Origin of the sequence: Robertmurraya sp. DFI.2.37 (assembly GCF_029211245.1) — a bacterium.
GTDB lineage: Bacteria > Bacillota > Bacilli > Bacillales > Cytobacillaceae > Robertmurraya > Robertmurraya methanolica_A.
This window is the reverse complement of sequence record NZ_JARGEJ010000020.1, coordinates 1-22430: the sequence shown is the minus strand read 5'-3', so window position 1 is coordinate 22430 and position 22430 is coordinate 1. Positions and strand designations below refer to the sequence as shown.

18 protein-coding genes are annotated in these 22430 nt (G+C 37.8%); 5 read left to right on the top strand and 13 right to left on the bottom strand.

Going from position 1 to position 22430, the window contains the following annotated elements:
* Window positions 1–31 precede the first annotated feature (31 nt).
* From PZE06_RS12510 to PZE06_RS12475, 8 genes are all read right to left on the bottom strand, one after another.
* The gene (locus PZE06_RS12510; protein WP_150915923.1) at window positions 32–2197 is read right to left on the bottom strand and encodes an ABC transporter permease; all 2166 of its coding nucleotides are present in this window, start codon (window positions 2195–2197) and stop codon (window positions 32–34) included.
* Entirely contained in the window at window positions 2187–2966 is a 780-nt protein-coding gene (locus PZE06_RS12505) for an ABC transporter ATP-binding protein (RefSeq protein ID WP_150915922.1), read from the bottom strand. Before PZE06_RS12505 ends, PZE06_RS12510 begins: the two co-directional genes overlap by 11 nt.
* A gap of 378 nt (window positions 2967–3344) precedes the next feature.
* Window positions 3345–4205: an AraC family transcriptional regulator gene (locus PZE06_RS12500; protein WP_095314586.1), complete on the bottom strand. Its 861-nt coding sequence runs from the start codon at window positions 4203–4205 to the stop codon at window positions 3345–3347.
* Window positions 4206–4465: 260 nt separating this feature from the next.
* Window positions 4466–5035, bottom strand: a complete 570-nt coding sequence (locus PZE06_RS12495; protein WP_095314587.1) for a cupin domain-containing protein — start codon at window positions 5033–5035, stop codon at window positions 4466–4468.
* 111 nt (window positions 5036–5146) lie between these two features.
* Window positions 5147–5632: a PCYCGC motif-containing (lipo)protein gene (locus PZE06_RS12490; protein ID WP_369011851.1), complete on the bottom strand. Its 486-nt coding sequence runs from the start codon at window positions 5630–5632 to the stop codon at window positions 5147–5149.
* Window positions 5633–6039: 407 nt separating this feature from the next.
* On the bottom strand, window positions 6040–6549 hold the full coding sequence (locus tag PZE06_RS12485; RefSeq protein WP_150915920.1) for a GrpB family protein: 510 nt from the start codon (window positions 6547–6549) through the stop codon (window positions 6040–6042).
* A gap of 389 nt (window positions 6550–6938) precedes the next feature.
* Window positions 6939–7691 (bottom strand): class B sortase, encoded by a 753-nt coding sequence (srtB, locus tag PZE06_RS12480; protein ID WP_150915919.1) that lies wholly within the window; start codon window positions 7689–7691, stop codon window positions 6939–6941.
* 26 nt (window positions 7692–7717) lie between these two features.
* Window positions 7718–13672, bottom strand: coding sequence for an MSCRAMM family protein (locus tag PZE06_RS12475; protein ID WP_275791693.1), 5955 nt, complete (start codon window positions 13670–13672; stop codon window positions 7718–7720).
* Window positions 13673–13911: 239 nt separating this feature from the next.
* On the opposite strand from PZE06_RS12475, the gene PZE06_RS12470 reads away from it, so the two are divergent.
* From PZE06_RS12470 to PZE06_RS12450, 5 genes are all read left to right on the top strand, one after another.
* The gene (locus tag PZE06_RS12470) at window positions 13912–14232 is read left to right on the top strand and encodes a LytR/AlgR family response regulator transcription factor (protein ID WP_275791692.1); all 321 of its coding nucleotides are present in this window, start codon (window positions 13912–13914) and stop codon (window positions 14230–14232) included.
* Window positions 14233–14310: 78 nt separating this feature from the next.
* Window positions 14311–15063: an AfsR/SARP family transcriptional regulator gene (locus PZE06_RS12465; protein WP_225315201.1), complete on the top strand. Its 753-nt coding sequence runs from the start codon at window positions 14311–14313 to the stop codon at window positions 15061–15063.
* Window positions 15064–16446: 1383 nt separating this feature from the next.
* A complete protein-coding gene (locus PZE06_RS12460) occupies window positions 16447–16719 on the top strand; it encodes a hypothetical protein (protein ID WP_150915918.1) in 273 nt (90 codons plus the stop codon).
* 59 nt (window positions 16720–16778) lie between these two features.
* Window positions 16779–17105 carry a hypothetical protein gene (locus tag PZE06_RS12455; protein WP_150915917.1) on the top strand — a complete coding sequence of 109 codons (327 nt, stop codon included), beginning with the start codon at window positions 16779–16781 and terminating at the stop codon, window positions 17103–17105.
* Window positions 17106–17327: 222 nt separating this feature from the next.
* Window positions 17328–17732 carry a hypothetical protein gene (locus PZE06_RS12450; protein WP_150915916.1) on the top strand — a complete coding sequence of 135 codons (405 nt, stop codon included), beginning with the start codon at window positions 17328–17330 and terminating at the stop codon, window positions 17730–17732.
* Between the two features lie 396 nt (window positions 17733–18128).
* On the opposite strand, the gene PZE06_RS12445 is transcribed toward PZE06_RS12450, so the two are convergent.
* The 5 genes from PZE06_RS12445 to PZE06_RS12425 form a co-directional block, all read right to left on the bottom strand.
* A complete protein-coding gene (locus PZE06_RS12445) occupies window positions 18129–19061 on the bottom strand; it encodes an iron-hydroxamate ABC transporter substrate-binding protein (protein ID WP_150915915.1) in 933 nt (310 codons plus the stop codon).
* 272 nt (window positions 19062–19333) lie between these two features.
* Window positions 19334–19717: a hypothetical protein gene (locus PZE06_RS12440; RefSeq protein WP_225315200.1), complete on the bottom strand. Its 384-nt coding sequence runs from the start codon at window positions 19715–19717 to the stop codon at window positions 19334–19336.
* A 412-nt stretch (window positions 19718–20129) separates the two neighbouring features.
* Complete coding sequence (locus tag PZE06_RS12435; RefSeq protein WP_073203836.1) at window positions 20130–20525, bottom strand: MerR family transcriptional regulator; 396 nt, start codon at window positions 20523–20525, stop codon at window positions 20130–20132.
* Window positions 20526–20568: 43 nt separating this feature from the next.
* Window positions 20569–21411 carry an SDR family NAD(P)-dependent oxidoreductase gene (locus tag PZE06_RS12430; protein WP_150915914.1) on the bottom strand — a complete coding sequence of 281 codons (843 nt, stop codon included), beginning with the start codon at window positions 21409–21411 and terminating at the stop codon, window positions 20569–20571.
* A 562-nt stretch (window positions 21412–21973) separates the two neighbouring features.
* Window positions 21974–22174: a hypothetical protein gene (locus PZE06_RS12425; protein ID WP_150915913.1), complete on the bottom strand. Its 201-nt coding sequence runs from the start codon at window positions 22172–22174 to the stop codon at window positions 21974–21976.
* Window positions 22175–22430: the final 256 nt, after the last annotated feature.

Sequence of the window (22430 nt, the reverse complement as noted above, 5' to 3'; positions counted from 1 at the left end):
CACCTCCTCTTATGAAAAATAGGACAAATTTCTAATCCATATTAGGCTTCCAACGTAATTGGTCGATCTCATGCTCTGCTGAACGGGCTACCGCTACTCCGTAAATTGCCACAATGAAAATCACCATACAGGCAAAAGCAAAGGCAATCGGATATAGGGATGGAACGTCTTCAAATTGAACAACCACAAATGAAATCATAGCCTTTATTCCAACAGCTCCACTCACGCAAGCTAGAAACATCGGTAATAGAAAAGTCCATAACACCTGTTTCTGCATCGATTTTTTCATTTGCTGACGTTTGGCTCCCAACATGGAGAGTGTTACATAACGTCGGCCTGTCTGCCTCATTTGAGTCAAAAATTGTAAAGCCAATACCGTACATGCAATGATTAAAAACAAGAACCCCATATATAAGACTGTATAACTTCCAGCAACAATATAAAACAATTTACGTCCAAAGTTTTGCAAATAACTTTCAAAGGCGAAGCCCGAAGATTTCAATAGGTCTCTAGCTTCCATCATCGGTTTCATCAACCCCTGCTGTGCCTGCATCTTTTGCGGGATACGAAAGTTCCAATAGGACGCATACGTATCAGGATTGACTAATTGTTTGAACATAGGATCGGGAACAACAAAAGCCGAAAAAATTTCTACGGAACGATCAGCTACCAATCCTCTCATAGGAATAGATGGACGAATGATGATGGCCTGATCATCAATGCTTAACAAACTTCGCCCTTCCTTTACAGCCTTCTCAAGAATACCATTAAGTACCGGCATCTGATCAAGATTTTCCATAGGCATAAAATCCGGATTAAAATATAAGGCAATTTCATCTGAATGTAAGTTCAATGGCTGTTCCCCTATTGCTTTTAAAAGCCCATTATAGGAGGATTCGGGAATAAGGTGAGGGGTTATTGTATCCATTTCCAGAACTCCTAACAGATTAAGAGCCTCAGGGTTTTCCGAACTAATATCGTAACTTTGCATTTCTCCGGATAAAACCTGCTCTTTATATGGGGCTGGCAAAGCAATCGTTAACTGTTCTTTTAATTTAGACCAATCCACCATTGACAAGGGCATACCATCTTCCATGCGCTCGCCCTCATCCTTCATTTTTCCCATTTCCAAAAGATTTGCGTCCTCTACATAGGATACCATTTTTCCTGTACTCAAAAACTCTTCAACCTTCTGGCTGTCTCCATTAACAGTAAAATCGTAGACCGACGAATTCCTATTATATAAACCGTCCAAACTCAAAATAGTTGAAGCACCGTTGGCAATCAAAATGATTGATAACGTGATAAGAATCGATGTGACCGCGACAGAAGTAGAGCGATTCGCAACGTTCTCTTGAAACTGCCTTAATGTAAAAGTGTGCAACCCTTGCAGCGATTTATGCTTGGACAGGCTTGCCAACAAGCCAAGTAGCTTTCCTAATCCCCTCATAAAAAGGATTGTTCCTATGCTTCCAAGAGCCAACGCCACAAACAGAAGCAGTCCGGCAAAATCAGAAAAGCGATACAAAACGATCCAATAAGCTACACCTAATAACGCTGCGCCTAGTAATATATGAAGGAGATTTCCTTTAACATGGCCCATATCAGTCGTCTTATCCATTTGCTCATAAAGCAATTGATGGATCTCTTGATAAAATAGTCTTCCCCCAAGAATGGCTAATGCTATAAACTGAATCATTAAAAAACCAATGATCGTAAAAATAATTGCATTGACCGATAAGCTGATTTGATGACCGATAATGCCCTGTCCGACTAATTTAGAAACAGTCAGACTGATCATTTCCGCTAAAATGCCTCCAATTAAAATCCCTCCAGCAAGTGCGAAAATAGAAGTGATAAACCCCTCTGTTAAAAGCTGGCGAACAAGGCGGTCCTTGCGCATTCCTAACATGAGATAGAGCCCAAACTCTTTACTCCTTCGATTTAATTGGTAGCGATTCGCAAATAAAACTAAGAAAAACAGGATAAATAACGCAAATACATAGACGATATTCATCTCAGTTAACAGCTTATCTATCGCATCGCTTTCAAACTCTCTTAAAAATAAGATCACATCTTGTTTCCCCAGTGAAAGAATCATATAAAACGAAGCTACTGCAACTACAAGGGTTGCAAAGTAGATCAAATTTTCCCTGCGACTTCGTTTTGCATTACGGTAGATCAACTTAGAGAACATTTGCGCTTCCTCCCCCAAGCTGAGCTAACACCTTTAAAATTCTCTCATAAAATTTCTCACGTCTTTCTTCTTGTTTGCGGCGCAGCTCATGAAAAATGACACCATCTTGAATAAAAAGAATTCTTGAGCAAAAGCTTGCTGCATTCGGGTCGTGGCTCACCATTAAAATCGTTCTTCCACTCTCTTTATTAATGCCTTCCAGCTTATTCATCAAAGCTTTCGCTGATCGTGTGTCCAAGGCGCCTGTAGGCTCATCCGCAAGTACGATATCTGGCTCCGAGATTAAACAGCGTGCCGCAGCTACCCTTTGCTTTTGCCCTCCAGACATCTGTGCTGGAAATTTGTTTAGAATCTCTGTTATCTCTAAATAACCTGCTAGTTCTTCTAATTTTCCCCGCGCTTTTGTATAGTCCATCCCATGAATGGCTAAAGGTAATAATATGTTTTCCTGCCCCGTTAAATTATCCAACAATTCAAAGTCCTGAAACAAATAACCAATTCGACTGCCACGATATTCAGATAAATCCCTACTATCAAAAGCACTAATATTTTTGCCATTTAAAAGGACACGTCCTGAGGTTGGTTTAATAATGGTAGCAATACAGTTTAATAACGTTGTTTTACCTGAACCACTTGGCCCCATGATCCCTAAAAATTCCCCAGGGAGTATATCGAACCGAACACCGTTTAAAGCTTTTGTCAGATTGTTTTTCTTTCCATAATGTTTTTGTAAGTCTTGGACCTCTAACAACTTCCCTTGTCGAATCATCGATAACTCTCCTTTTTGATGCTCATTTTCCAAAATTCTCATCGATCGATAGAGCTATACACATTATAACCAACGAAAAAGACTAGAAACACTTACAAGTAATGTAAGGAAACCATTCTCCCATTTCACTTGTCATCATAAACGCAATGCACCCATTCATGTCTTTATTTCTGCTCCTAATAAAAGCAGAACAAACGACGAAGGAATGGAATGTTAATAGTGGGAATTTTGATAGCGGGGAGTAAGAGTTTGGAAGCTGACAAAAAAAGAAATGAAGAAAAATGACTCCTGATTTCTTCACTTCTTTTTTTGTATTGAAAATTTTCGGACTACCTTTTTTTTATTTTATATTACTATAAAGCACACTTAGGCAAGCTTTTATTTTTTCACCGGTATCCATATCTCACTATAGTAATCTGCTGAAGATGGATCCGCATCACTTAAATAAACTTCCATTTCTGGCCCTCCAGCATGTTCATACCCAGTTGCCGGGAACCACTCAGAGAAGATCCTTTCCCACACCTTTGGCATGGCATCAGGCATGGCACCGTGCACTGGAAAGACTGCCCAAGTTGCGGATGGAATTCGCCGTTCCTCCCACCCAGCAGGGAGGCTTTCAATATTTTTTTCCGCACCAATGAAATAGGTGAGATTCTCTTGTTGCTTATCAAAATCCATACAAATTCCAATAAGTCCAAGGGAACCACTATTTTTAGCAAGCTCTCTTGAAAACCCGTTTCGATTCGACTCATCCCAAAAAGCCGCTATCTCCCGATGGTTTTCACCTCCGATCGTAGTTGTTTGAATACTCTTACCCACAACAGTGAAACAATTCTTTTCAACAATTTTATAATCCATCTCAACATCACCCTTTAGCTGAATTTGAAAGGAAAGCTTTGGATAGGCCTTCAAAAATTGACTGTTTTTCTTAGCAACCGATGGACTGATGCCATGAATTCTCCGAAATGCTTTCGTAAATGCTTCCGGACTCTCGTACCGATACTTCATCGCAATGTCAATCACCTTACAATTAGAATGAATTAACTCCTGCGTTGCTACTGTAATACGCCGATTTCGAATGTATTCACTTACGGAAAAACCAGTCAGCATACTGAACATCCGCTGAAAATGAAATTTTGACATGCAAGCAACTGCAGCGATATCTTCTATAGAAAGACTCTCTTCTAAATGACTCTCTATATACTTGATACTATCTAACATTCTTTGAAGTCCCTCCATATGAACTCTCCCTTCATACTCAGTCTAACAACAATGCCCTAAACCTTCCTGTTCATCTGTGCTCTTTCATGACAGGTTCATTTTTTTAAAAATTATAGCATTAGTCTAACATTAGAAACACGTCATTTTAGTTATTACAATGACTTTGATAATTCTTCTTTGCTAAAGGGCTATAAATCGATATTTTTAGTAAAAAGATGAAAAAATCCCCGTCCTTTATGGCGGGGATAAATACTTATTTGATTCTCACCGTTAAATGTTCAGTCCTCCATCATCATCGCATCTGCTTTTGTTGCATGAACAGTGCCAAATGGATGGTTAGGAGGAGCATAAATGGAGTAAAGCTTAAGTGGAATATTGCCCGTATTGGTTACATTATGCCATGTTCCAGCTGGGATCATAATTGCAGAGTCATCTTTCACTTTTCTTTTAAAATTTAAGTGTTCTTTACGTTTTCCCATTTGAACAATTCCCTGCCCCTGTTCAATACGTAAAAACTGATCTACATTTGGGTGAATTTCCAATCCAATGTCTTCACCAACATCAATACTCATCAATGTGACTTGCAAGTGATTCCCTGTCCATAGTGCTGTGCGAAACGTTTTATTTTGTTTCGAGGCTTCATTAATATTCACGACAAATGGTTCTTTGCCATAGTCCTTTAGCTTTAATTTATTATTCCAGTTTTGTTGCTGCAGGTGATAAAATCGCTGCGTATCTTCTGTGGCATTAGGCATTGTCCAATATCCAGGATATCTTGGAACGTTGTACAATGGGGTATTATTATAATAAAGATGTTGCGATGGATACACATAAGGAGTGTAGTACATGTTCAACCACCTTTCCTAGGTTTGATAAAATATCATATGCGAATAGCTGAATGATGTACTCTTTTAAAAAACCGTTGCATAAAAAAACAGCAGCAAAATCGCTGCTATCTCTTATCCTTCTGGCATTGGCGTTGGAGTAGAAGGGATATCTAAACTTTCATACTTTTTGTCAATATTTTCACGAATGGTTTGAAGATCGACTCCTTTTTCAAACTCTTGCTTCGCCTCACGGGCGATATCAACGCAAACCCCTCAACCAAAGCCCATCGTATCTAACACTGCTACATCTTCATGAACCGAATCAACGAAACATTGGGTATTATTCGTATGTCCATCTTCCTCATAACAGCCGCAATAGCACGGCATGTAATCAAGTACTTCTGGATGTTCAACTGCAAACTGATAGGCTTCTAAAACTTTCGGGCTATCAGTCAATGCTGTCACGACAGACCAGTCATTACTTCCTATTTTATATTCCAGCTTCGGCTGTTGTGGCTCGGCATGTTCGTGTCCACCTTCAGCTTCTTGTGTATTATTTGATGAGCATCCTGAGATGATCAATGAACTTAGAAGCATTGGGAAAATAAATTTCTTCACTCTGCTACCTTCCTTTCTGTTTAATGAATATATGCCTTTGTAAAGCAGGATGGTTGATAAAACGATTTTGAGCTTATCTCTTATCAGATCTTAGTCTCGCCAGCCTTTTTAGTATACTGATAGATCGCGAAAACGAATCCAAAATCAACACCGACATATAACAAAGCCTAATCCACTTAAAAATCTTCAAAAAGATAGCTAAATTCTATGATTCTAGCTATCACATTCACCTGCCTTATTATATCAAAGTAAACAACACGTTCAGAAGTACAACAAAATTTCTTTTTGACAAATTTGAGAACTTTATTGCAATCTCTCTTCGATTACTAATAAAAAATAAAGTGACACCTTTCATAACTGAAAACTTTTCCAAGTACCTGACCAATTAATTAATGATTTGTTAAACTTCATTTATACCACGCCAATGCTTTTAGCTCTATGTCTTTCACAAGATAATCCTTGCCATTTATGTACGATTCAATATCATATGGAAATTGCTGTGCTAATTTTTCTTTCACTTCACCGTAATTCTTCATTTCATCTGGATGTGATTTTAAATAATCGCGAAAAGCTAGGTGCCTTGTTATTTCATAGCTTCCCTTCTGATAGATATGAACGTGATGAGAGCGATTGTCTCCACCCTTTTGAAAGTATCTCCGTCCAACTATTCCGTTTTCACCTTTAGGATCATATCCTATTTGTTTCATCTCCATATGATACCGCTCAACACGGTTAATATCTTTTACAACAATTTGTATATCTATTATTGGTTTTGCTTTTAACCCTGGAACAGAGGTACTGCCAATGTGATGAATATCTATAATATCATTCTTTAAAATATGATTTAGTCTTTCTGCCTCTTCTATAAACATCTGAGCCCATTTCTCATTGTATGGACATACTTCCACCTTTCGCAAATTACCCCTCTCCTCATCATTTTTTTTTTGGTTTTTATCATAAATGAATTCCACTGAATCTCAATATAAATGTTTAATCTCATCTTAAGACAGTGATTTAATGTTCTTCGAACAATTATATTATAATAGACATCCGATATTATACTGAGGGCAATCATGAGCTCCTTTATTTTCATACTACATAAAGATTTAAGCAAACTTAAAACATAATCGTCCTCGTTTAGAAGAACTCCCAATGAGATACCGTGATCCATATATAGAAAAATACCAAGCATTTTTCCAATGCTTGGCATTTAATTAAGGGGTGAGTAAAACGCACTTACCTACTCTACTGTTTATTAAGTGTTTCTCTAATGCTATTAAAATGGATCATCCATATTTCAGTATGATCATGAAAGCTTTCGGGCCACTACCACCAATCGACCGTTTTCGGTTGAGTAATCGCATGTGGACAGGACAACAAGCTTGTCACCATACTGTGGAGTCACACTCGTCTCATAAAGAGCACGCTTTTTAATATTTTGAACATATGAGTCGAACTCAGCAGCTGTTTCAACTTGTTCAATCTCGTAGTATTTAAATACGTTGTCCGATTTACGATAAACCTCTGAAAGGAAAACTGCAACTACCTCATACTCTGACTTTTCATAAAGTGTACTGAACTGAAACGTAGTATGCTCCTTAAAAAAGCTTTCATCTTTGTACTTCATTAAGTCTGCAAACATCAAACCACTTTTTATGTGATGTCCATGGATTAGCAAAATGTTTGAATCGTTGATATGACTGTGTTCATCTAAAAAGAGGAGTCCATTTTTATTTTTCTTTTTATCAAAGTCATGACTAAGATAGTAATCCGTATCTTGTGGATTCTGCATGACTGGATAGTCAATTCTTGTGCCGTCAATTTTCAGCCATCCAACGATATCCGAGTTTCGTCTATAAAGCTCCTGAAACTCCGGGAGCATAGCAGAAGGCAGGGATGTCACCACATCCCCGCCTACGCCTGATTCCTTCAGCCTAGCCAATTCTTCGAGTTGCCTCTTAGCCTGATAATCACTTTGAATACTACTTGCAATCATTGCAAGAGAAAAAACGAGGAGAAGAGTAGAAAGGATAATAAGAACTTTTTTTATTTTTCCCATTTTTCCTTACCACCTTTCCTTTTGTATTACATATATTTTTTCTTCCTGCTTTTTGGTAGACAGAGATAAAGTGTAATCAAGGAAATAAGAGCCAAAATCATATAGAAAGTTAGGGATGGGCGGTCATCTCCTGTTTTCGGAACATCATCCAATTTATTGTTATCAGTTCCTTTTTTACTTCCCATTCCTTTATTAACTCCGGTTCCGTTGTTTCCTCCAGTTCCGGTATTTCCTCCGGTGCCGTCGTTTCCTCCTGGACCGGCATTTCCTCCGGTTCCATCATTTCCTCCTGGACCGTCGTTTCCTCCGGTTCCATCATTTCCTCCTGGACCGTCGTTTCCTCCGGTTCCATCGTTTCCTCCTGGACCGTCGTTTCCTCCGGTTCCATCATTTCCTCCTGGACCGTCGTTTCCTCCGGTTCCATCATTTCCTCCTGGACCGTCATTTCCTCCTGGACCGTCATCTCCTCCGGTTCCATCATTTCCTCCTGGACCGTCGTTTCCTCCGGTTCCACCACTTCCTCCGGATCCGCCACTTCCGCCACTAGAGCTTTCTTTCACTAATTGGATATCATAACGTACGATATCCTCCTCAACCGAAATAGTATCACTGGTATATCTCTTATACCCTGCTTTAGTTACAATTAAATAGTAATCCGTATGCGGGTACACCATGTAGGCATAGAATCCAGTTCTATCACTTTTCTGAGTTGGACTAGCGTTGTCATTAGGAGCAAAACCAGGAATTTCAGGCAAGGTTACTTTTGTATCTGGAACAATGCCATTGTCTCTGTTTCTTTGTGTATCTGCATAATACAGCGTTACTTCTGCCCCTTCAATTACCTCACCTGTAGCTTGATCGGTAATCGTTCCATAAGGATCAACTAACACTTCTGAAATATTTAGTTCGCCATTCGCCTTAATATTCAGTTCCGCTTTGCTGATAACCAGTTCCTTACCTGCTTCAAATTCATAACGAACTTCCATGCTATAGGTTTGTTCACTTAACCCCTCAGCAGAGAAAGTACCATACGTAGAATTTAAAGGAAAGGCCTTAGGATTTCCAGACGCATCCATAATATAATTTCCTGACTCATCCTTTAGGTAAAGTTTCAGAGTTTCAGCAAACTGATTTTGTATCATAGAAGATTTTCCATCAGGTTGCTTAAAGAGTACAATTCCTACTCCCGCAATGTCTGCCGGAATCTCCTTACCCTCTGCGATAATACTGTCCTCCGTATCCGCCTTTTGCGTGAATGGAACTGGTGTTTCAACACCACCGATGTTTACCATTTTATTGTAAGTAATGGTATATTCTTCATCTCTGTTTACAGGATAGCGATATCCACCATTTTCATCGGTTTTTATAATCACTTCTTCTTCGGTTTTTACATTTTTCACTATAATTTCTGCGTTTGGAATCACCTCACCGGTGTTGTTGTTTCGCAGAATACCAACCAGTACCGCCGGAGTTGCAATTACGGTCACTTCGTTAGATTCCTCATAAGGAATCCCCGAAGGACTTTTAGCGGTAGTAGTTGCTGTGAATGGATATACTTTTTCGGTGTTATCCGTCACCTTATCCGGTTGATATGAAATTTCCGCAGTTCCGGTTTGATCGGTCATTGCTTTTCCAACTTCATTGCCATCTTTGTCTCTAAACGTAATTTCTGCATCCGCATACGGTTTGCCCTCATCATCAACAAGTGTGGCAATCAATTTTGCTGGATGCAATCCATCACCAGGTACCTTTGCTGAATCTTTCGGTCTTCCTAAATCATCAGCAGCCTTCGTTTTAAGCTCAAGAGTCCCAGGTAACTGACGGTTATTCACAAATCTGGCTTCAGTAGTTTCATTTCCGATAATAGCACCCGTAAGCTTTTTGCTTTCAGGACGCGTAGCATAGCCTTCACTGCTATAATCCGCCTCGGTTACAACATAGTTCATACCCTTCGGCAAGCTAAATATTGTGATCGTCTCCCCATCTTTCAAAGAGAGGACATCTTCACTTTTTATCTTTCCTTGCCCGCCATCAGACTTGATATAAGAATATTCGCCATCTGCACCTTCGCCATTGAATTTAACTGTAAATTCAAACGGCTTATTCTTATCTCCGCCGTTTCCTGTTACAGTATTCCCTATTAGCAAGTTACCGAAAAGTTCTCGTGTATTGACAAAGTCCGCTCTATGATCACCATTATTTTCAATCGTGCCAGTATACTTTAGAGTCGTCGGATCTGTTGTATAGCCCTCACTACTATAGTCCGTCTCGGTCACAGTATACGTAAGACCTGCAAGCAGCTGCTTTATGACGATAGATTCTCCATCTTTCAGTTGAATGGTGTCGCCATTTTTGAACTTACCCACTGTTCCATCTGATTTGGTGTAGGAATATTCTTCAGCTGCATCATCGCCTTTTATTTCTACTGTAAAATCAAACAGCTTGTTCTTATCTCCAGCATTGCCTTGTACAGTGTTACTGATGGTAAGGTTGCCTTGAGCCGGGGTTGGTACGACCAATGGATTATTACTAGTTACGTATACTCCATCTACCCAAATAGGCTTTCCTGGCGTATTTCCTACATATACCTGATAGACATGGGTAATTGGCAGCCAAGTATCCGTGTCAATATACGTTTCCTTTAGCTCATAATAGCCTGGATCCGGGAATAGTAGATTTAAAAGCCCTCCGTTATTGGTTGTTCCTTTGGCAGCTTCCGTTCCATCTTCTTTCTTATACAGTGTAAACTGTACCCCCTGCAGCGGGTTGCCGTTGGGGTCAACCTTCTTCAGTGGCAGCAGTGCATTCGATGCTGAGCTTCCCGCGACATCTGAACTATCCAAAGTGCTCTCACTTGTAGCACTGATGGACTTCAATTTATCATCACCCATAATTTCTACCTTGTTGCCCATTTTGTCGCCCGCTTTCGCCTTAGATGGGTCAACCTCCGTCTGGTATACAAACTGATAGAACTTATTAGGATCAGCCATTTTAAACGTTAAAACAGTCGTACCATCTGCACCTGGTACAGCTTCTACTTGAACTTCAGAGTTCGGGTCTGCAAGATCCAGCGCTTCTCCAACTCTTTCCAAAGCACCGCTTGCTGTTTGCTTAGCTGGATAAACGGCCATACTTGGCGCGGTCAGCACAAGCTTTCCATCTAGATCATAGCGCAGGTTTATGTTAGCACCGATCGTATCTTGTAAATAAACACCTTGCTCCATGTTGAACGGTGGAGAATAATTCACCGTCCATTCCAGCACCCCTGGAGTTGGCTTTGTTACCGATTTCCCTAGGGTTTGAATAGGTACAATAATTTTGCGTTGCTCGGATACAACCTTTTCCTCTCCACCCCATGTCATGTGGAGATCAGCTTGGTTGTAAAGCACCTGCTTGTCTGTACCATCTGTAGTATATTCCTCCAAATATTTCTCCAAAGCTGAATTGGAAGGTCTTGCCTTTACCAAAATAACATAAGGACTTTCCAGCTTTGAGAAGTCGAAGGTGCCTATGTTGCCATTATGGGAGAAACTTACAACATGAGCTGGGTCGTCCGGCTCGATTATGGATAAGGCATTATTTCGGAATCCATATCCAGTTCCGCTGCCATTGTCCGAATAGCCTTTCCAAAGTTCAAAATCCTTTTCCTCAGAAAATGGAACGAACTCCCACCCCTCCGGCAATGTGTCAACCAGCTTCACATTGGTGATGGTCCTGCTTTCGCCTGTTTTTGCCATTTCCTCCGTATTATAGCCCGGCATATTGACGCCTAGGCGGAAGGTAACGGTTTTTGTCTCTTGATCATAACCAGCTAAGGTGTACTCATCACCTCTTGACGAACTGTCATAACCAATATAGCGGCTAATATTGTTCGGGATATACCATGTGTCAGCCGTTCCGTTACTCCTAATAGGGTAGGATGCTGTAAGCATGTCTTTATTCAACATACGCAGGTGAAGATCGATACCATTTTCTGCTAATTTTACAGCATCTCCATCAAATAACAATGCTCGATTCGTGCGTCTTTTGCCTAAGCTATTATCCTGCCTAAAGAGGATATCCAGATTGGTTTCCAGTGCACGGAAGCTGAAAGATGTCGGTTGCGTGTTCGTGAAGCCTGTCACTTTAATTAAATCCGCTACCACTTCCCCGTTCACTGTCAAAGGAATCGACTTCATTGTCAATCCAGATGCATTGGTCACGCCCCTCAAGGTTCCCTCATGATACTTCTTCCACAGCTGTCCTGTTGTAACATTTGCTTTAATTTTTGCAATGGTTTCTGCACTCACCTCACCAGTCGCATCCACTGCATGATCCAAAACGTTCAAATCTCCGCCATGCACAAGCACATCGTAAACCGCTGCATCCGGCAAAGCATATTGTGGAGTCAGGTTAACAGTCCACGTAATAGCGCCAAGATTGTATGACTCCATTGAAATAGAACCACTTTTTGTAAAAGTATGTGCACCGATTGTAACAATTGCTTCGTCAGTTACTGCGTTAGGCCTTGTACCGGTCGTTGCATCATTGTTCTGAATACCACCTGGTGTAGCCAAATTCCAGTTAGCACGTGGGTCAATTCTGAAATCTGAACCTTCCTTCACCTTGGTCTTAATCACTAGTTCCACTTTACCATCAATATCTCCAAAGGAATAAACACTGTTATTATCCGGTGTAATGGATTGTACCTCAGATGCAGTGCCATCCACCCATGTTTGCCATGTCGCTGAGATGAACTCCAACCCAGCAGGCAAAGCATTTGTAATCGTAAAGTCCTTTAATCCCTTTTTGTTGTATTGGTTAACAGTAACTTTCCATGTGATGGTTTCATTAGGGTGATCATATGAGGCACTGGCTTGAATCCAGTCTGGAGCAAAAGAAATCTCCTGACCAGCTCTTGCTAGTACGTCACTGCCTTGTCTTAATTCCACTTGACCGTTCATGACCCGATAACTGCGGCCAAGATTGCCTGGTGGATTCCGATATTCGTAATAATAGGATTCCTTTGGAATCCATGTTTTATATTCAACCTGCGGATTTTCACCTGTTCCCTCTGGGAAAGTATAGGCTAGTGATCCGTCTGCCCCAATATCTGGTGTTACAGCTTGTCCATTTACTTTGAATGAACCAGGTACATAGATCCCTTTAACATTACTATAAGAGGCAGGATTTGTATAAAATGTCTTTCCGTCTAGAGGCAGTATGATTTTGGTGTCATACTGATCAAAAGAAGATACGGTTGACTGCCAAGTAATCGCTCCCTCAATAAATTGCGCAGGTTGAATTCCACGATAACCATACTGATCCCACCTGATCATTCCTGGTGAGGATAAATTAATACTGTACCCTGCTGTAACATCTGGGTTTTTAAGCTGATAAGCACCACCAAAAATTGTGATAGGCTTTGTGTCACCATACCCCATTCCCGTTACATCAGCATCGGCAGTAGTATCAAAACTAAAAACTACACTTCGGCCGATACCATTGAAAAAGCTATCATCGCCGTTAAATAAAATTCTAATGCTATTTGGCGTAAAATAGGCGGTACCAAGTGTTTTTATCCCTGATTCAGTCTGTGCCATCAGGGTTCTAGTAGCTGTCGGCAGCACTACTTCCTTGAAATGGTCTTCTCTTTTCAGTTCAATCCAGTCACCTTTCTGGATGTACTGTTCAGGATCCGCGTTGGTCGGATCCGGATCATCACCATTTACCGGAATCTTCAAGCCTTCCGATTTCAGCGTGAATTGCTGTCTTCCTTGGATCGTTCCACCTGGTGCAATTTGATTGCCACCCTGAGTCACTTCCACCGGAAAGGTCGAATTAGCTGTCATGAACACAGACGTTTTGTCTGTCCCATTTGCTGCTTGCACAGTAGTACCTTCACTACCTGCAAATGGAATCCCGCTTATAACAAGTAGTATAGATAAGAAAATCAGAAGGATTTTCGACAGCTTTTTTTGTCGCTTTTGATGCCAAATCATAACTACATTCCCATCCCCTTTGCTTATTTTTGTAATAGTCTTGCATAACGTGACACTATGCAACACATTCCTACAAGATACTACATCGTTCTATACAAAAACTATACAATTGCTAGACTGATCAAAAAGATTTATAAAAAAAGAGAAACAATAGCAAACTATCAAACTATTTGAAATGTTTGCTGTTTCCCTTTCGGATGCTATAATAAAGGAATAAAATTATATTTAAAAAGGTGAATATGGTGAAAACAATTTTAATTGACGACGAATTATTTGCCTTACAATATTTGGAGTACCAACTGTCCGATATCGAAGGCTTACAAATCATAGGTAAGTTTAAAGATCCGATTGCTGGAAAAAAAGCCATTGAAACGAACGACGTCGATCTTGTATTTCTCGATATTCACATTCCCCTCATAAACGGGATCGAGCTTGCTGAATTGCTCCTCGAGAACAAACCTGATCTGCAAATTGTGTTTATCACCGCTCATCATGATTATGCTATCCGTGCTTTCGAACTGAATGCGCTTGATTATGTTTTGAAACCCGTCACCAAATAACGTTTGCTCAACACCGTTCAACGTGCTTTCAATCGGAAGACTGACTCACCTCCGACGAAACAAACAGGTATTCTACATATGAATTTGTTTCAGCAGGGAGCCATTTTCGACGAAGAAGGAAAGCTACTAACCCTTCGATGGAGAACAGCCAAAGTACAGCAGCTCTTTTTTTACTTGGTTCAACATCGGGGTCAGGTGGTCCATAAAACGGAATTAGTCGAGCTACTATGGTGGGATCTCGATCTCGACAAAGCATTTCAGCAGCTATATTCGGCTGTATACAATATGCGCAAAACATTAGCGCCTTACGCTCGATATTTCAAAATCGAAAGAGTATCAGAAGGATATATTTTAACACTTAAACATATTCAGCTGGATGTGGAACAGTTTGAACGACTGATTCAAACGGATTTGCCATTAAATGATGCAACGGTCCGTGATTACGAAGAAGCGGCTGACTTAGTGAATGGCGATTATTTACAAGGGTATGATTATATTTGGACAGAAAATGAACGACAAAGGCTGCAAGTACAATGGCTGCAATTATCCTACAAACTCATCGCCTGGCATTATTCTCAACAGGAATGGGAAAAAGCGACTGCTCGATCTCTAGATGTTTGTTCTCGTTATCCTCTGGAAGAAGAAGCTTCTTTATGGCTGATGAAAATTTTTGCAGTCAAAGGCAAGAGAGCTTCTGTTCATCAGCAATACGTGCGCCTAAAAGAATTAATGCAGACAGAACTACTTGAACAACCTAGCCCTTTTATTACAGAATGGTACGAACAATGGAAACAGGAAAATAAAGAGGTACCTACATATGAAGTAACTTGATTAGTAAGCGTTTTATTATACTTTTCATTGGCTGGTATGGTTTCGGTTTCAACCGGACTCATAGCGGCCCATTTTTTTATTATCATCGATTTTTATTGATGTGTTGTCCTCAAAATAACAGGAATGATCCTCTAAGAAAAATTTCTTTTTTTAGTTTTAAACTTATACAACGATTTAGCGGAGGAAGGTATCAAAGCATAAATGATTGAATTATATAATTAAGAGGTACCTTCTAGAAGAGATGCTTCTTCTTCAAGTAGATGGGCAGTTTAACAATAAACGAGGGGGTGATATTAATGTGGGAAATTCCAATGTACTTAATCTTAGCACCCATTTTAACCATCTTTATTTCCTTACTTTGCACAATTAAATTTAAAAGGTATTTGATGGCACCTGTAATCATATTTTTTATGCTTAACATCCCAACAGTAGTGATTCCATTCATTTACAATGTGGGCTGGCTAAGTATTTTTGGGTGGGCAGTTTTTTATGCGATTGTATCACTTATTATTTCCTTCATTTTGTGGGGCTTCAGGAAAAAACGTTCTTTTCCAAGGTCTATATAATACAACCTTTAGAGTGAAGTTATTCTGACTTCACTCTTACCCAACCAGTCCTTTTTTATTCCACTAATTTGAATAATCATTGTAACATCAGATAGGTTGTGGTTATGAGATTTTTTTTAACTGTTAGCCTATTATCTTATTACTTCTTCATACTTCCCTTAATTATCAATTTTAAATTAGTGGTTCCTTCGAATGTCTCGAAAACTCCTAAATAATCTTGTCCATTATATTCTAATAAATAATATCCTTCTTTTCGTCTTTTTGAATTCTCTGACCTATAATATTTCTTTCATGTGTTCCATTTTAGATTACATTAAAGCCGGTCTCAGTTTCAAAATAAATTTTAAAGATTGACTTAACAGTTAGTATATCATCCACTTATTACTTAATAAGGCGTTTAGATTACAGCAATAAATTTAAATGCTTCTGAAGTAGGAGTGTTTCCCAATTTCAATCCCAATTGACTAAATAGTAATCAGCTTAGATAGTCCATTCTTTATTAAATCCATTTGCCACACTCACGACCTCTTTCGCTATTACACGCTCTCTTTTTTCCAACAATACGCATCACCATGAAAAAGATAAGGAGTATGAACGAAATGAATAACCGCTAAAAAAACACAAATAGACCTGGGGGTTATGGAGACTATTCACATGAAATAAAATAGACTTTGTTTAAAGTCTGAAATTTGTATTTTTTACAAAAAAAGGGTATTTTTTAAAAATATCGAATATTTTCACAAAGGAGGTGTTTTGAACTAATGTTAAAGAATAAAAAAACTCTACTTTAAATTTGAAATGGAAAGGAAGAACACAAATGAAAAAATTAATAATTTTTACAGTTTGTTTTATTTTACTAATTTCTATTAATTTACCCCTATCAGCCAAAAAAGGCCAAAGTAATGATGAAAGAGTTTTGTATATAGCAGAGAAAATTAATAACCTCGATACTCTATTTGAAAAGGCAGAAAAATTAAATAATGCTTCTGAACTATCAGATAATAGAATAATCGATAGCGCTAGTTTAGAAAGTGTTGGGAAAACGGCAGTAGAAGAACTTGAAGTTTATGAGGCAAAAGAATATTACTAAAAACAACAATTTATCAAGATGGGACTGTCGAGCAGTCATTTGCATCAACTTTTTTTGCGGTGGTTGAGGAAGGACAATTATCAGATAACCAAAACGAGCTTGAAATTTTAAGTAGTGGTGGCACTCACTACGACAATGTAACTGACCCAACCTATTCAGCTAGAGGGTATATTACATTTTATTACACAAATGTGAACGGTTCTGGGGGAACGTATGTAAGATGGGATTCTGTTAGTGGTGGTTGGCAAGCTTTAACATCAGGAATTTCATTCACTGATCGGAGCGTTTACCTTACACAGCAAGGAGGTGCACTTGGCGGTGGGACAGGCAATAGAGAAAACACAATTAATGTAAATACAACATACTCCATACGCCTTGGCAGTTGACCTGCAGTTCATCAATGTTGTGGCAGGTCTTTATTTGGGGCTACTCCGAAGGTCACTATAAATCGAGGAAGTAGTAAATGGGTATTTTCCTTTAACACCTCAAAGTCATTTTGATTTTTTTAATAAGTCAATAGTACTACTCACTAAACCCATTAGCTAAATTTAACCTTTCAATCAGACAATATGTGTACTTAATATATACTAGTTATATAGGAGGTTTAAATGAAACGATTTATTTATTATTTTATTATTACTATATCCATTGGAATTATTGTATTCTTGGGATATAGCCTACAAATAGATCATATGGAAAATAACGAAATTGGGAAATACTGGTATTCACTCTTTCCCATACTGGTCGGAATGATAATAAGATTTCCTAAGTTAATATTAGAGTTTAAGAGAAAACAATTAGAAAGATCAATAGATTGGGTAAAGTTTGTAGCTATAGGAATCCCATGTATATACGTTTCACAAATATATTTGCTATATTTTATGCTTCCGTTTGGAACTTCATTACCATTAGGCCATGTATTAGTAGAAAATGCAAATATACCATTAGGGATAATTGGAGGAATTGCTTTTGGATACACTCTTTTAGATAGCTTTAATAAGAAACAACTTTAAGAATATTGAACAATATAAATCATCCTGCTATCCAGCACGACTATTAAGTAGCACAAGTAAAAACAAGTATACCTTATAAAAAATTCTTTTCAGCATTAAAGAAAGAATCCTCTTGATCAAATTATTTTCAAAACGCCTTCTTTAATTTCATGTGAATTGTGGGTTTGCGAGTTGTTTTTGATCAAGCTTTATTTTAAAGCTACAAAAATTACCATGGTACAATGCCATTTAAAACTATTCACTATTTTGTACACTTTCCCAATGACTTTATTTATTGAACCATTCAATGAGCCATATCTTTATTGATGGCTATAAAGGTACGATAACAAAAGAGCAATCTTCAAGAATCGTTAACATGCAAGAACGGCAGCCGTTTGGCTGCCGTTTTATTGATGATTATTTTTTCGTTAAAGAATCCACTACAAACTCTAGTTGATGTTCCAGTGTAATTGCGTCGTTAAACCAAAAAGATTCTGAATCAAATTTGAAGACATTCCCGTTCTTAACAGCAGGTAGTTCCTTCCACACACTTGTTTGAGTAAAGGACGGGTCTGCAGCATCCTCGCCTACGCCAACAAATATATAATCTGCTGCATAATCAGAAATAACCTCTGGTGAAATCGCTTTATATCCAGGTCCGAACACGTCAGTTTTTACTTTTTCAGGCGCTTTGATTCCTAAAGCTTGGTACATTACCTCTGTGCCACGGCCCCAGTTCTGTCCATAAATGTAAGTTACCTTTTCAACCTGCTCAATAACCAAAACGGTTGCATCTTCGCCAATCGCAGCTTTGACCTTTTCCTTTGCTTCTGCTGCCTTTGTATTCCATTCATCAACCCACACTTGTGCTTCTTTTTCTTTTCCTAAAATTTCCCCAATTTCAAGATGCTGCTCAAGATAATCATAATTCGTATTTGTTAATGCAACTACAGGGGCAATCTCAGAATATTTCTTTATATTTTGGTCATTTGTAAACGTAATGATTAAATCTGGTTCCAGTTCGATTAATTTCTCAATCGCCCCATCCGGCACAACTTCAGCCTCTTCCAGTTGATCACCGAAAAATTTATTTCCCTTTACCCACTCATTCACCGCTACAGGGGTAACACCAAGCTTTAAAACATTCCCAACATAAATATGTGCTAAAACGGCAACTCTTTTAGGCTCAACAGGAATTTCCACATCTCCATTTTCAGCTTGATATACTCTTGTTTTAGCTTCAGATTCAGAAGCAGCCTCATCTGTTTTTTCTGTATCATTGCCACAAGCACTTAATAACCCAATAATCAAAAGTGCCATTATGCTTATAAAAAGAATTTTTTTGTCCATTGATTTTATCTCCTTGTATTTTTCAGTTGGCTCTTTACCCACTTCATTTCAGACATTCATTCACAAAAACAGATACTTCAAAGTTGCGCATCCCACCTGTTTAGTAATTGTAATTGATTATCATTATCAATAAGAATAATAAAGCAAATTGTCCTTTTTGACAATATGCTTTTATAACCTATCTAAATTGTTCTATTAAACATCTTTTAGGGATTGTATTAAGAGCTGCAATGAGTTTTCCTATGGTATTAGCTCTAAAGAAAAACATAAGCTTAGGGATTAAGAATGCTTTGTGAAAGTTCAAAGCCTTTTTCTTTTTCATGGTGATGGGTATTGTTCCAATCTTGAACAAAATAGCCTAGAGTCCGATAGGACCCCTTGAATCCTAACTCCTGTAGTTCTTGGAATAATTTCTTTTTAGTTCTTCTTTCTTTTCTTCTTAATTTGGAATCCTCAAAAAGCCAATCCGAAACAATTTCTCCCCAGTTCTCATCATGCATCATTCCCTTTTTAGGAGAGATCTTTGTTGTTGGTAATTGCTCCTCATCTGCATACTTCTTTACTGTTCTCCAGTTTATATTTAATGTATGTTGTATTTTGGTAATAGGTAAACCTTTGTTGTTTCTTAAGTGTTTGATACAATTAATATCAGACATTGCTAGCATCCTTTCTTTTCCTCCACTCTAAGTTGATTCGACACCAATTACAGTAGAGGGACTTGGGGTGACTAGCAAGTCTTTTTTTATTTTCCATGCCTATAAAAATAGTGCAGAACTCTGCATTTTCCTCTTGCAAAGCTCTGCACTTCTATTTTGCAATAAACAATTGACTCCTTATTTAACAACGGATACAAAAAATACATTTTTTGAAGAAAGATTGAACAAAATGTATTTCCTTTTAATAACTATGTTAGATTATTTTATAAGAAAGTTTGATTATTTCTAGCTCCATAGCCAACTAACGCCCCCGTTAGTGCAATAAGAACATATTGATTTAAACAAAATAATAAGTAATAGCCCATAAGGGGCAGCTTCATACCTTAACTACAGTTAAAATATCAGTCATACACTAACCGTTTTTGTTACCTTTATTTTTTTGAGGCCGAAAAAGGGTCTCATCGTTTTCTAGCTTAGAATCAATAAACTCCACAATACGTTGAAGATCGTGTATTTGATTCATAACTTTTTCTTTATATTCTAAAAGGGTTCTTTTTAATTCGGGAACAGAACTAAGTTTATATTTTACAGGATATTGTAAAATATTTTTCATCTCATTTAATGACATTCCTGTTTTTTTCAGACAAATGATCAGTTCCATTAGCTCTATGTCTTCTTCATCGTATATTCGATGTCCATTTCGTTTTCTTTTTGCATAAGGAAGCAATCCGATTTTTTCATAATAGCGGATCGCATCTTCAGTTAATCCGGTTTTCTTGGAAGCTTGCTTGATAGAATAAGCATTCAAATCATCACCTACTAATTTTGTTTACAGATAGATTAATTAAAATCTAAACGAGAAACTCGTTTTGGTAAATATCTATCAGTTGATTAAGTACTTGTTCCTCATAACCAGAGAATTTGATTGCAGTTTCTTTGCCCTTGTTTACAAAAATCCCGGTAATTTCGTTGTTGAAATTGAAAGCAGCTTCATATAAGCGAGATGCCCCTTTGCTTGGAGGAGAAAAAATAAGGTTCCTTATTGGAAGAATATAACTGGGCATTCTTTTTCCTTTGGTCAACTTCGTCCTGTTTGGTCCTGGGCAGACACTGCGAATTTTTATTCCCTCGGTCAATAGCTTCGGAGCAATTCCATTCGTCCACAGGGACAGGGCTAATTTACTGTTCGCATATGGACCTATAATCTTTTTAAATGGAATTGTCTTAGGATCGATTACTGTATTTAAGTCAAATTGCTTCAAAAATAATAAAGAATTGGAAGACGTATTGATGATCGTTTTCTCCTGCCCCTGTAGTAACAGTTCTTTAAGTTCCATTGTAACGATATAAGGCACTAATGTATTAACTTCAAAATGAATTTCACGCCCTTGTCTGGAATATTTGTATTCAGCAAAACTGACTCCTGCATTGTTAAAAATCAAGTCAATTTTGGTCTCGCTTTTCTTAATCTGGCTAAGTACGTTTCTAAGGCTGGAGAATTCGGCTAAATCAGCTTTATACACTCTTAATAGCTTCTTTTTAAGAGCATCAATAATTATTGGTTGATCATTTAGAAAGTCAGAACGAATTACAACAATTACTTCCCATCCTTGAGATAGCATCTTTTTCGTCAGTTCCAATCCAATCCCAGAGTTAGCTCCTGTAATCAATACCACTTTATTTTGTTCGTTCATTTTATTCTTCCTTTCTGTGTTTCCGATAGTAAACACAGATTACTACTTGGAGTGAACACCAAGTCAAGGAAAATTTATTTAATATATTTCCATAAACGATTTATATTCGTATCCTTTATAGTGTTATGAATAATCATTAAAATGGATACTAAACTAAGTTGCAACGTTAGTTGAATAAAACTGCTTAGTTCGCAATCCGAATTAAAATAGACTTACAAATGAATATTAATACTGATTAAACTTAAAAGGTTGGTACAACTGTTTAATCAAAATGTAATTAAAGGATTGTTATTCAGCACTATACTATCATCGATTTTTAGTCTTACTATTATTTTTAACAATTTACATCACACAAAGATAAGATAAGAAAATTGAATCAAGAATAAATCGCAATTTTCGTCTATTCTGTAGGTTTGAAATAAAGTTTGATTAAAAGAGAGCTGTAAACATTGATTTTATATAAATAGAAACCCATTTATTTTGAACAAAGACTGACCAAAATGAATGAATTGGGTTTTAAAGTGGAGTTAGTTCTTATAAAAAAGATTGAATGTTTTTAACCTTAATCTAATAACTTAAAGTTCAAATCATAAACTACAGAATATAAAACTATTGATTTCTTCTTGCAATATTCTTTAATATCTTTCCACATTGGCCATCCATCAACCTGATTAAAATTACTTATATACCCTCGATACTCATAACTTTCTTCTGGTTCATCAAGTAACTTATACTTAATCAATATATCTAAATGTTTTTCCATTTGTTTATTCTTTAAATTTAGTAAGTCTTTTACTTCATCTAATTTTTCTTTTCGACATAAAAACACCCCTTTAGACAATCATATCTAAAGGGGAAAAGCTTCGCGACTTTATTCCAAATCTACAAAAACTATGCCCTTGGAACTCTCCCTTACAAAGCTCCTACATCCCCTCAATCCCTTCTCCCACTTGACCTCACGCCCTCTTTCACCCCTTAAACCTTGCCTCTACTATGGAACTAAGTTTTACAAAGAAAAT

Bases quoted from the DNA above. Each gene is read 5' to 3' on its own strand.
- PZE06_RS12510 (WP_150915923.1), bottom strand. From the start codon at position 2,197: ATGTTCTCTAAGTTGATCTACCGTAATGCAAAACGAAGTCGCAGGGAA.
- PZE06_RS12505 (WP_150915922.1), bottom strand. From the start codon at position 2,966: ATGATTCGACAAGGGAAGTTGTTAGAGGTCCAAGACTTACAAAAACAT.
- PZE06_RS12500 (WP_095314586.1), bottom strand. From the start codon at position 4,205: ATGGAGGGACTTCAAAGAATGTTAGATAGTATCAAGTATATAGAGAGT.
- PZE06_RS12495 (WP_095314587.1), bottom strand. From the start codon at position 5,035: ATGTACTACACTCCTTATGTGTATCCATCGCAACATCTTTATTATAAT.
- srtB (WP_150915919.1), bottom strand. From the start codon at position 7,691: ATGGGAAAAATAAAAAAAGTTCTTATTATCCTTTCTACTCTTCTCCTC.
- PZE06_RS12475 (WP_275791693.1), bottom strand. From the start codon at position 13,672: ATGATTTGGCATCAAAAGCGACAAAAAAAGCTGTCGAAAATCCTTCTG.
- PZE06_RS12470 (WP_275791692.1), top strand. From the start codon at position 13,912: ATGGTGAAAACAATTTTAATTGACGACGAATTATTTGCCTTACAATAT.
- PZE06_RS12465 (WP_225315201.1), top strand. From the start codon at position 14,311: ATGAATTTGTTTCAGCAGGGAGCCATTTTCGACGAAGAAGGAAAGCTA.
- PZE06_RS12460 (WP_150915918.1), top strand. From the start codon at position 16,447: ATGAAAAAATTAATAATTTTTACAGTTTGTTTTATTTTACTAATTTCT.
- PZE06_RS12450 (WP_150915916.1), top strand. From the start codon at position 17,328: ATGAAACGATTTATTTATTATTTTATTATTACTATATCCATTGGAATT.
- PZE06_RS12445 (WP_150915915.1), bottom strand. From the start codon at position 19,061: ATGGACAAAAAAATTCTTTTTATAAGCATAATGGCACTTTTGATTATT.
- PZE06_RS12440 (WP_225315200.1), bottom strand. From the start codon at position 19,717: ATGTCTGATATTAATTGTATCAAACACTTAAGAAACAACAAAGGTTTA.
- PZE06_RS12430 (WP_150915914.1), bottom strand. From the start codon at position 21,411: ATGAACGAACAAAATAAAGTGGTATTGATTACAGGAGCTAACTCTGGG.
- PZE06_RS12425 (WP_150915913.1), bottom strand. From the start codon at position 22,174: ATGGAAAAACATTTAGATATATTGATTAAGTATAAGTTACTTGATGAA.